The organism is Coprobacter sp. (assembly GCF_982436375.1).
This window is the reverse complement of the sequence record NZ_CEWDCG010000100.1, coordinates 1-10,500: the sequence shown is the minus strand read 5'-3', so window position 1 is coordinate 10,500 and position 10,500 is coordinate 1. Positions and strand designations below refer to the sequence as shown.

The following is a 10,500-nucleotide window of genomic DNA, read 5'->3' as shown; positions in this document are numbered from 1 at the left end:
GTCGTTGCATTTTCTGTCCCGCCACATTCGATGATATAGGCCGTTCCTTCTTCCGCACCGGCAATATCGGTCAATGCGGTTGCCGCCGTATTATCTGAAGTAACGAACCAGAATCCGTCTTTAGCCGCAGCCGATGTAGCTTTGTCGGCTAAGGTGACGCACGGTTTGTTGATGAATACCCGCTGCAGCTTATAGTTGTTCTCGACCAGTTTGGTCGGAGTATCGAAAGCCTGTCCGACGTAAGAAGCGGAAAAACCCTCTTTCCAGGTCGACCAGCAAACTACCTGTTCCATATCTTCTTTTATCTTCACCGATAACATCTCACCCGGAGCGAACTCAAGACATTGCTGGTTTCCGGATTCCTGAAGACAGATCAGCTTCAACTGTCCCATATTGGGAACCCAGCGGATATTGATCGTTGTATCGGGAATAATATCGGTAAGACCATCGACACCCTTGAAATCCATCTCCTTACCGTGTTGCGCACGAATACATTTACGCCACCATGAACGATGGTTTTTATTCAAAAGTATCTCGAACTTCTCGATATCCAGCCCTTTATCGACCGTCTCCCGCACATCGCTGACAAATTCCTGCACGGCATCCAGCATGGTCGTCTTGGTATAGGCGTTATATGCGTCATCGGAGTGAGGCAATAGTTTATTTTCATGGATATAACGGACAAGCGTATATACGTAACCGGTAGATCCGTTCAGATGATGGCCGGGCTTACCTTCTTCGGGTTTGACATAAATGCCCAAAATCCGACGCTCGTTTTGTTCATTGACCAAAGCCGTGTAAATATTCAGAAGCTGCCATTCGATCATGCTCCATTTGATCGGATCGGAGCCATCGGTGTTCAGATAACCGATATATTGACGTTCGATTTCTTTCATCGGCCCGAACAGTGTTTTGAACATCGCATCATCTACATGCGCCATTTCCGGCTGGAGCTTGACGTCTCCTTTCCACACCTTGCCCGGCTGATATGCCTGAGAGAATTTGCTGAAGAAAGCGTTCGTCATCAGTTCCCTGTCCTGAATACCCGAACGGCGGGGGAAAATATGATAAACGGTCTCAAGTGTCAGAATACGTGCGATAAGGGCATCCTGACGGAGTACGACATACTGGTCGCCGAGTCCGGCATTGGAGAGATCGGCCGTATCGAAACCGAAACCTTCGTTCAGTTTCTTAGGGTCGAGCAGCTTATTTTCTTTAAGATACCGATATCGGGCAGCCATCGATTTACCGAAATTACGCACCTCAGACTGGAATGCCGGGCCGTCGGTATCTTCATCCGGGTCTGAGGTCAGGGCAAAAGCCGGATTGGCAGATATTTTATTCCAGCGTTTGGACATGTCGAACAGAGGGTTTTCGATACCGAACAGATGCTTTTCGGTGCTTCCTGGACCAAAAACAGACAGCCTTTTTTGTACAGTAGCCACGGGAACGTCAGGAGCTGCGGCAGACGCCATGGCATCCAGTGCGGCTTTCAAATCTGCATTTTCTTTGGATATTTTCTGCATGCCGGCAGCAAACTTGTTCATTTTTTCCAGCAAATCACCGGATTCCTTGTCCGAACCGGTGTTCTCCTCCATGGCATTCAGGATCTCAAGAGCCTGAGCATGCTCTTTGGAAAGTCGGTCGGCTTCACCGGCTTTCTCTTTCGCCTGCTGCATGTCTTCGTAAAAATCGACACCATAGGTCTCTTTATACGAATCGGATATGCTCTCCCAATCTTCTTTGGTAAGTTGCCGGTCTTTTGCTTTTTGCATTAATCCCAGCGAGTTGATAATCTGTTGAAATTGCTTTTTAAACATTTTGTGAAGTATTAAATGAATGAATAGGCTTGATGTCTCATTTTATTTTTCCTGCTCCACTCTCTCCCGAGTCCGTAGGCTTCATTCATGGCCTCAGGCATGGTAACGATACCATCGATCAGCCCGTTTTCTACGGAATGAACAGCATCGAAAGACTCTCCCAGAAAGACAGGATGTTCCGGGTCTAATGCTGCCAACGCAGACCGGGAGCGGCGCACTTCTGCCTCGAACTGCACTTGAAGCGGATCTAACTCTTCTTTTATATACTGTTCTGGTTTTCCTGCAACCAAATCATTGAATTTTTTATTTTTCAGTCTCGACTTAGAGGCGTATTCTTCAATGTATTTCAATCCGAGAGATTCGAGATATGGGCGGATATCGTAAAACGATACCATTGTCCCTATACTGCCGATAGTGTCATTTTGTGTAACGGCCTTTACTTGCTCCCCGTGGCAACCGATATAATAAGCTGCCGAAGCGCACACTTTTTCGATCAGTGTATAGACCGGCTTATCGAGAGTGCGCAGTATCTCGGACACACGATCGAGATACCACGCTTCACCGCCTCCCGAGGTGATATGCAGAAAATGGCAGGAAATATGAGGATTGGCATCGGCCGTCAGAAGATCTTCGGCAAATTGTTTTGTCGAGAAACCATAACGGGCATCGGAAAGTATCATCCCTTTGATGCGATGATAGGCCAAAGAGTCCGGGTCGAGAGTATCCGAACCGAAATCATCGGTCACGGAGATCTCGCTTTGTCGGGAAACCGCTTGCAGTTCTTTCTTTACAGAATCCCGGTATGTGAGAGGTTCTGAGTAAAAGCCTTTGGAGATAGTGGAAACAATGTCTGCAAAACTTTTTTGGGCAGCTACGGGAAAACATGAAATTATGGCGGCGACAAACTCTTCTTGGGTACAGAGGAGTTTATGCGCAGGTGAAAGAAGAAGCTGTAATAAAGAATTTTCGTTCATCCCTTGTATATTTACCACGAATATCGTGTAATAAGCAAGGGTTCTAAAGGACTATAATAAGGCAAGAAGGCTTTTAAAAAGGGGATTTTTGCATCAAACAGGTAACCGAAAGCTGGTCTTTTTGAAGGTGCGGAATGATATATACCGATGCCGGGCATTCGGGTGTCCCGATGATGACCTTTTCCCCGGTCGTATTCTCACCCTCTATAATCGAGGGAGTCGGTATAGGGAAAAGCACGGCTTCATCTTCCGGCAACTTGGAAACCGGTATGGTTTGCTCGATCTTATATAATAATCCGCCGTCTTGTTGATCCGGAGACAGTTCCAGATCTAAATGGTCGGGATAAACAGTCAACGGTTTTTCTCCGGATTTGGGAATAACCTCCGATTCTGTCACAGCCTTGAGTTGAGACAGTTTATAAATTCGTAAAATGTTGCAAATTTCATTCATTGTAATATATTGTAAATTAAACACTTCTCTATTTTACGTTAAAATTCCGTTTATTTTTCCGCAAAAAACGGACAAAATAATACGTTATGTCGGAGATAAATCAAGGTGTATTTAACCTCTTTTTATAATCTCGCTTGGCTTTCTTCTTCCGCTCATTGTCTCTCCAGCGGTAGTAATTTTTCAGCAAGCCGTCTTCACTGATAGATGTGATATTGTATTTGCACATAAAATGATGTACCGTATCGATATACTCGATATTGTACCGATGCTTGTTCTCATCCAAACGATCATGCAACTCGGCATAGAACATCACCCTGACCCGCTTGTCGATAATACGTGCCGACCGTTCTCCCAAATAATTATAGTATTCAGGATCTTTGCCCGTCCGCCTGTCCGGAAGCACTAACGTCAGGTTTCCGGTATCGACCGCATTATCCGGTCGCTTCGACATTAAATCCCAAATGGTATGGTACAGATCTTTCGTGTCCGGAATTCGAACGGCATCGGATTCGGGATCATAAAACTTGCAAGTAAGGTACTCGGCCAAATAAGGTGTAATTTCTATTCTGGTTTTTATCATAGTTAAATTACTGAATATCAAATATAAAGATACAAAACATTATCCAAAAAGACAAATATCGACAGCTAAAAAGAGAAAATGCGTCCCAAACTACCCCTTGGGAAAACATAGGAAAAAAATCGTGCAAAATCTTTTTCGGTACAATTCAAGAATACAAATAACTAAAAATCAAACGATTACATCAGCACGATTTTAGCACAAAACCGTTTTTAGATTTCGTGCGGAGCACAAAAAATCGTGCACGATTTGTTTTGTGCAATTCGTGCTAATTCTGTGCTAAAATCGTGCTTGCATAATATTTTGATTATCAAATATTTATTAAGAATATTTTTCGTTCCGCACGAAAGCACGATTTTTTTTCTCATTTTTTGAAGGGGTACTTTTCAAAAAGTAAAAAATATAAGAATAAAGAATATATATTGTATGTCGCCCGTTTTTTTGCGTTGCACTGTTGTCCGAAAGCGACTGTTTACAGGTTAAGGGGTGCGAGGGGAAATGCAAAAAAAAAGAGATCTTTCAAAAAGAAAAATCTCTTTTAAATAGCGTACTTAATGAATACTACTTTATTCCGGATAAAATGCGGTACAAATAAACTCGAATTCCGGCGGTAACTTTTTAACTCCGACGACAACGGCAATGCCACGGGCTGCGAGTTCATACAGTCGCTGTGTGGTAATAGGGCTTGCTCTGAAGTTGTACAAGTCGGCGATAACGAAATAGGCATTCGGCAAATCAATATCGTGTACCGACCGCTTTATGAGCTTGCCGGCGTCGGTCGGAGTGATGGCAAAGCCGAGACGGACTATCAGCCGCTTCAACATGCGATTGCGGACAACCGGGTCAGGACTTATTACTACCATGATTTTATTACTTTTTTCCATACCATCTTTGTATTGCGCTGTAATTTATTTCTTTTTCCGGATCTTCCTTGATATGTCTTATATGCAGATAATGATCATCAAACTCCCAAAACTCTTTAATAGTATTATTCTCAAGCATGAATAAACACGCACATTTAATAAATGCTGATAACAAATGTTCTTTTTTTACCAAGGTAAAAATATCAATCCATACGGGTTTAAAAAATGTACCGGAAGGTAGTCCCTTAAGTCTCGTATATACATCTGCTTTAAATTGAAGAAATTTCGAGCCATATTGTTCCACAAAAGCATCTATTTCCTTTTTGTCAGTAAGGCGATATATACGATTATCAGGCTCCATTTTTATAATAATTCTTCGTTACCTTCTATAAAATCGGTTAACTCATTGTTTGTTGCAGCATCAGATACGAAATTATCGTCCCCGATGGTGAAATACTCGACTCCGGAAGATTTGTCATCGATTACCGGATTGCCGTCCTTATCGAGATAGATCGGCAGTCCGGTAATGCGGTCATACTTCTGCGGGTTGAACAGGTAACCTTTATATTCACAATACTTGATGATACGGCGTTTGAAAGCGGTAGGAGAGCAATATTTGCGCTGCTCCGGGACATAGGTCAGAAAAGCGTCGTACAGTTCCTTGCGGACGAGCTGGACGTTTCGCTTCGCCGGATCGGAAAAATACTCTTCCGCCCATGACAGGAATTCCTCGGTCATCTCCTGCCGGAGCTTGCGGATCTCGATGCGTTCGCCCGGAGAGGCGACATATCCGTGTTTCAGATACAATTGTACGCATGTGGCAAGCAAGTTCCAGAAGAGATTCCACTGCTCGAAATCCCACTCGTCAAAGAAAAGCTGACCGAAGTCATCGAGTGGCGAGAAGTTATCGTTGTAATAATCTGAAAAGGCGATAATCCATTGCCGGGCACGGAAAGAAGAGCCGTCGCCCTTGAGGGCGTGGTTGGTGGTGATGTATATCTTGGGCGATTGCGAGAAAGGAAAAGTACATCGGCGGCCTCCTTTATAATTTACTGTCCAATCTCCGGTGATGTTGGCAAAAAGAAATTCCAAATCGAATCCTGCCCGTACGTCATCGATAAAGACGACCTTCGTCTTTTCCGTCACTTCATCCCAAAGGAAATTATCTTTCGCCAACTCTGAGTTCTTCCCATTAATGACTACCGATTTACGGACATGCTTGAACGCCTCTCCTACCAAGGATTTCCCTGAACGTCCGTTACTGGCCCCGACTTCGCTCTGTTTACCGTCCATCGCCACTACCGCCCGAGCGTTGGCTTTATCCTTGCAGTCCATCAGCATGTAACCGATAGCACAAAGTTTAGAGACCAAATGGACGATATTCTCATACTCTTCGTCCGTGTCCAGCGTTATATTGCAGTTCCCTTCATCGATCATCCTCTTTTTGCGCCAGGTAAAATTGGAGGTATTGACCAGAAATTGCAGAAAGTTGCACCGTTGCCCTTCCGGAGAAATGATATAAGACCATTTGCCCTCCGCGTCTTGCGAGACCTGTATAAGAGGGGCCTTGAGCAGCGTTACGGACGATTCGTTGCGCTCGTCTTTCCAGATATGGTTCGATATGTTGGAGTAATGCAGCTCTTTGACGCCATCCTGAACAATTTCCCAACAAATGTTGGAAAAATAGAACATCTGCTTATCCCGTTCGGGTTTAGTGAAATTCGGGACGATAAAGGGCAATCCGGAAAGTTTGTCCGGGCCGAGGTATTGAGGTCCGCCCTTGATGATCATTTCCAGAACATCTTCCGGAGCATTCATTTCGGTAAACTCTTCCAGATAGTCGCGTATCTCCCAAGGCTGTACGGTAGTGACGGTAGGCGGGTCGAGATGTATCCAGTCAAAGGTATTATCCAACCGTTGATACCGTCCGAATCCCCGATTGTGGAGAAAGATACGGGAACGCTTATATTTAAATTCGTATGTGATGCGGGTATTGCCGTCCCTGTCCCGTTTTTCGATTTCGTCCCAATACTTCTCATCGCTTTCGATGGGCTGTGCGCTTTCCAACTCCCCTTTATCGTTGAATCGCCACCGGTTACGCCCGATCAGGAACTCGGGCAGGTCTTTAAGAATATCTTTATGAAGCCTGGCGAACTCGTTCGGTGAATGCAGACACCAGAGTTCCTCCAGCTTGTAGTCGGTGCAGGTTGTTATCTTATGAAACTGTACATATTTACCGGCCAAGTCTTTCTCATTCATACAGTAATCGATGTCTTCGAGCAGTTCGTTTTCCTTACCCGACAAAGTGTTGGCCAAAAGGTCATCGATACCTTTGTCCTGTGCCGGATTCTTCCGGACATGGCCGAAATAAATTTCGACGTAAAGTTCCCGGTTTTTCAGTGAACGGAAATACTCCCGGAAGTTCTTGACGGCGTAAAAGAAATTTCGTGGACGTTTGTCGACCCGGTCATTTATTTTGATGTTGGCCGAGATATCCTGCCAGTCGCTGTCTAAAAGGAAAACTATTTCCTGCACCTTACAGACGGATATGACCTTAATAATATCTTCTGGCAAGCGTTTGTTGGTGGCAATATTGCCGATACCCGAAATGGCGACGCTCATAATACCGTGTTTGCAGGCTTTTTCGGCTTTTTTCTCTCCTTCTTGGATAAACAACCGGGGAATGGGCTCGGCTTTACGATATCTCTCCCGGATACGTTCAGGAATATAAACGTATGTCGCCGCTCCGTATGGGGATTTATATTTAAACGGCTTGCCCTCTTTATCCAGATGCTCGTCGGGAAATTGCCAACGGATGCGGAAATATTCTTTAGTCTTTCCCGTCAACCGGCCTTTGGCATCTTTCTGTTCGTAAGTAATGGGTAGCCCCTCCAAGTCATAATAGGCAATGACAGCATCATCTCCGGTGCGGTCGATATTACCGTGACTGTCGACCGTACCGGCAAAGAAGGTCGGAGACAGAGCAACGGTCTTATTCTTGTCTTGATGAAATACTTTAGCCGTAACATCCTCAAACGTCAGTCCTGACTCCTGAAGCATCCGGGCACAGTAGCTTTGCCGAGCCGATCCGTCTTTCTTTTTCCCTCTGGAGATTTTGTCCTTCAGCTTTTTCTTTGGTTCTCTTTTAGGTGGTTCGGAAAGCAGGATATTAAAGTAATCGGCCAGCCATTTCAGGGCATCGGGGAACGAATAATTCTTTCCTTTCATCAGGTAATCGATAGGTGTTTTTCCGGAGATTTGCTGGCATTTGTGGCAACGGAATACCCGTTTGTTTTCATTAATCCCGAACTTGTCCGACCCGCAAATGGGACAAGTCCCGAAAAGGTCTTGACCCGTACCGTGCTTACTCAAAGTGGTAAACTGACCGATCACTTCGGCCAGTTTATCAGAAGTACGGTCTTAATTTTTTTTCTTATCATCTTCGCTTATATACATGGTGCTTGAGTGGCTTTTCGTTTTCTGCTTTCAGATATGTAGTCTCTGTATTCCCGTTGTTTTTCGAGAACATTATCGATAAGCTGTTCTATGGTAGGCGCGCTCATGGTGGTGTAACGCCCGGTAATGTTGAACACTCCCGTCACCCGGTTCTTTCTGAACCGTATGCGGGCTTCGTGCAACTGGGGAATAAGGGTTTCTAATGTCTGGAATGAGGTGAGTGATGTGCACGTTTCGTGTGCCGACGTTGCCGTACGGGTACTGTTGTTCCCTGCATTGCAAATTACACTGTTCTTTGGCATAAACGAGAATGTAATTGAAATGTATAAATATAAGAAAGGCTGTCGCCTCCCAATGTCTCGCCAAAGAACAAGTATACAATCTATAAAGAAGGGATACTCTCGTATAGGAATTGACAGCCTTATATCTTTAGATACAATGCTTCCGATAGGACATAAAAAAGCCCTTCTTTTAAAGATTAATATAATATCCTTTGGCGAGGATGGTGCAAACATAGCAATAAAATCGGAAACTTGTATCATTATGACGGGAAATTTTAAATATTAGAAAAGTGAAGGTTCATTTTTCAACCGTTCCTCTCGGAGTTGGTTTAACTTTCTTTTCATTTCGGACAGTTCACAATTGATAGCCGCTTTTTGCTGGTCGAGCTTGGCGATATTCTCCAACAGGTTTATTTCAATCTGGTTTTGCTCAAGCTGTTTTTGTTGTGAGCCGAAAAAATGTTCATATAATACATCATAATACATTTTCCGGTAATTACGGACAGCCTCTTTTGCTTCAGGCTTTACATTTGCGGGATTGATAGTGAATAACCATCCAAAGATATAGCGGACAGGCAAACAGCACATTTCCCGTTCTTTTCCATCGGCTGCAACTGTGGTGTTAAGGACCATAGTTGCTGAGAGGTCTTCATCATCTTTAATTTTTTGCCATTGCACCTTGTAGTCAATTCCCAACGCTTCGCATATAGGTTTGATCGCTACCATCTGTTCGTCATTTGTAGATACAATGTCCACGTTATTTACTTTTGCAATTGTTTTGGTTTTCATAATTTGATTCTTATTTGTTATCGGTCAGTTAATTTTTTTATCTTTGTCACCGACATTTGTTTCCATAAACAAAGTTTTTGGTTTAAAATATAGAGGGCAATATGTCCTCTATATTTTTTATAAGTCTCTTTATCTCCCGCTCTTCCGGAGATTTGGTGTGCAACCATCTACTTTCAAAATAGAAACGCAAAGCCTGTAATAACACTTCAGCTTCCCCATAAGACATTTCCATAAGCGAGATTCGTCCACTTTGATCTTTATCTACAAAAACACTCATTCTAAAGTAGTTTTTTATAAAAGTCAATAATTAACTCTTTAAGCTTATCTGAAGTCTCACCATAACTCTCGGCAAATCTTTCGGAAGTTCTGGTATCAACAAACCTAACCATCTCTCGGGTGTGTATCTTCATACGATCGATCGGATGGCGCATTTCCAATTCAAGATCCGAACCTACTTTTTTTAGTTCTGATTCGGCCTCAAGAACAAGGGTTTCCATCAAATCGGCAAGATTATAGCAAACATTAACGCAAAAGGCTAATTTCGATACATCAACTTTTCCCGTTTTAAACAAATCTTTAAGTTCAAATCGGTTTGGTGTATCTTGCATGATCGGACTATGTCTATATGATATTTTAGGCATTTTTTGTTTGGATGGGATATGAATATATTTTTTCATGTCGAAAGTAATTTAACTCTGAAAACTGTAACAGGACACTACAATATCATACGAATAGGTATAGCTTCTATTTCTGCCGATGGAGTCTTTTGTTCGCTCAATTCCTTCTCGAACTCTTCGGATCGTGACTCATCTTTATCAATGGCAATCCGGGTAATATAGCAATGACATTTAATCCCTGATTCGGTAAATCCTTCCCATATTCGTGCCGGAACTCCATTTAGAGTAATCATTTTACTTGTGCTTTCTACGGTTATTTTCATAACTGACAAAATGTTTTGCAATTGTATTCATGATTATTCTTGATTAAATATTTTACGACCCGCTATTTCTTCTATCTTATCTTTAGCCAACTCTGGTATACGGACCAACCCGCTCCTCCAATTATTGAAAGTGTAAATAGGTACTTTACATTCATCAGCCAGCCTTTTTGCCATTTTAGAAGATTCACATACCGGCAGACTCCGTAAATAATGCCGCAAAGCGTTTCCATCTTGCTTTGAATTTGATTTTTTTTTCATATTCATGTTAAATATTAAATTATTATTATTAGATTTATACTGCAAAGTTACTATAATATTTATTGTTAGCAATTATTTTATCCAATTATAG

13 protein-coding genes are annotated in these 10,500 nt (G+C 42.9%); all 13 read right to left on the bottom strand.

Annotated features, from left to right (window positions below):
* A partial coding sequence (locus AC1WHX_RS07205; RefSeq protein ID WP_481229072.1) for a hypothetical protein occupies positions 1-1,820 on the bottom strand: 1,820 nt, incomplete at its 3' end.
* Positions 1,821-1,831: 11 nt separating this feature from the next.
* Entirely contained in the window at positions 1,832-2,794 is a 963-nt protein-coding gene (locus AC1WHX_RS07200; RefSeq protein WP_481229071.1) for a S49 family peptidase, read from the bottom strand.
* Between the two features lie 73 nt (positions 2,795-2,867).
* Complete coding sequence (locus AC1WHX_RS07195) at positions 2,868-3,245, bottom strand: hypothetical protein (protein ID WP_297930326.1); 378 nt, start codon at positions 3,243-3,245, stop codon at positions 2,868-2,870.
* A gap of 100 nt (positions 3,246-3,345) precedes the next feature.
* Positions 3,346-3,825: a hypothetical protein gene (locus AC1WHX_RS07190; protein WP_022390565.1), complete on the bottom strand. Its 480-nt coding sequence runs from the start codon at positions 3,823-3,825 to the stop codon at positions 3,346-3,348.
* Positions 3,826-4,388: 563 nt separating this feature from the next.
* The gene (locus AC1WHX_RS07185; protein WP_122304105.1) at positions 4,389-4,706 is read right to left on the bottom strand and encodes a hypothetical protein; all 318 of its coding nucleotides are present in this window, start codon (positions 4,704-4,706) and stop codon (positions 4,389-4,391) included.
* Entirely contained in the window at positions 4,693-5,046 is a 354-nt protein-coding gene (locus tag AC1WHX_RS07180) for a hypothetical protein (protein WP_418236394.1), read from the bottom strand. Before AC1WHX_RS07180 ends, AC1WHX_RS07185 begins: the two co-directional genes overlap by 14 nt.
* 2 nt (positions 5,047-5,048) lie before the next feature.
* Positions 5,049-8,087, bottom strand: coding sequence for a CHC2 zinc finger domain-containing protein (locus tag AC1WHX_RS07175; RefSeq protein ID WP_481229074.1), 3,039 nt, complete (start codon positions 8,085-8,087; stop codon positions 5,049-5,051).
* Positions 8,088-8,131: 44 nt separating this feature from the next.
* Positions 8,132-8,443, bottom strand: a complete 312-nt coding sequence (locus tag AC1WHX_RS07170; protein WP_418236392.1) for a hypothetical protein — start codon at positions 8,441-8,443, stop codon at positions 8,132-8,134.
* A 261-nt stretch (positions 8,444-8,704) separates the two neighbouring features.
* Entirely contained in the window at positions 8,705-9,211 is a 507-nt protein-coding gene (locus AC1WHX_RS07165) for a phage antirepressor N-terminal domain-containing protein (RefSeq protein ID WP_481229069.1), read from the bottom strand.
* Positions 9,212-9,293: 82 nt separating this feature from the next.
* Positions 9,294-9,488 (bottom strand): hypothetical protein, encoded by a 195-nt coding sequence (locus tag AC1WHX_RS07160; RefSeq protein WP_022390571.1) that lies wholly within the window; start codon positions 9,486-9,488, stop codon positions 9,294-9,296.
* 1 nt (position 9,489) lies between these two features.
* Entirely contained in the window at positions 9,490-9,888 is a 399-nt protein-coding gene (locus AC1WHX_RS07155; protein WP_022390572.1) for a hypothetical protein, read from the bottom strand.
* A 38-nt stretch (positions 9,889-9,926) separates the two neighbouring features.
* Positions 9,927-10,151: a hypothetical protein gene (locus AC1WHX_RS07150; protein ID WP_297930349.1), complete on the bottom strand. Its 225-nt coding sequence runs from the start codon at positions 10,149-10,151 to the stop codon at positions 9,927-9,929.
* A 33-nt stretch (positions 10,152-10,184) separates the two neighbouring features.
* On the bottom strand, positions 10,185-10,415 hold the full coding sequence (locus tag AC1WHX_RS07145; RefSeq protein WP_418236391.1) for a hypothetical protein: 231 nt from the start codon (positions 10,413-10,415) through the stop codon (positions 10,185-10,187).
* Between the last annotated feature and the right edge of the window lie 85 nt (positions 10,416-10,500).